Genomic DNA, 547 nt, shown 5'->3' with positions numbered 1-547 from the left:
TTGAGAAACCCGGTGGGAGATGTGTACACTCCACCGGATTCAGTAGTTGTGAAGCGAATTCAAAGAGCGTTTCCCTCCGATGAGTTGCGCGAGCGCGCTCGCGCAACGAATCTCGTCGAGCGAGAGCGGAAGTTCGACATCGTCGCGCTGTTCTACACACTCACGTTTGGCTTTGCTGCCGGCTCAGACCGCTCTTTGCAGGCCTTTCTCGAACGCTACGTCGAGATGGCTGACTGTGACGACCTCTCCTACGCGTCGTTCCACGACTGGTTCGAACCGGGGTTCGTTGCACTCCTTCGAGAGATTCTCGATAACGCCATCGAGAATCTCGATACCGGACGAGCCGACTTGAACGGCCGTCTCGAACGCTTTCGGGACGTCCTCATCGCCGACGCCACCATCGTCTCGCTGTATCAAGACGCCGCCGATGTCTACACAGCAACCGGCGACGACCAAGCCGAACTGAAGCTTCATCTCACCGAATCACTCTCGACCGGCCTCCCGACACGGTTCCGAACAACCGACGGAACGACTCACGAGCGGAGTC

At 58.1% G+C, this 547-nt stretch carries 1 pseudogene; it reads left to right on the top strand.

The features are described 5' to 3' along the window. Window positions 1–12: 12 nt before the first annotated feature. Window positions 13–547 (top strand): annotated as a pseudogene (locus IEX72_RS15070) (IS4 family transposase); the annotation flags it as partial.

Source organism: Halobellus salinus (assembly GCF_014646875.1).
Lineage (GTDB): Archaea > Halobacteriota > Halobacteria > Halobacteriales > Haloferacaceae > Haloquadratum > Haloquadratum salinum.
This window is presented reverse-complemented; position numbering and strand designations above follow the sequence as displayed.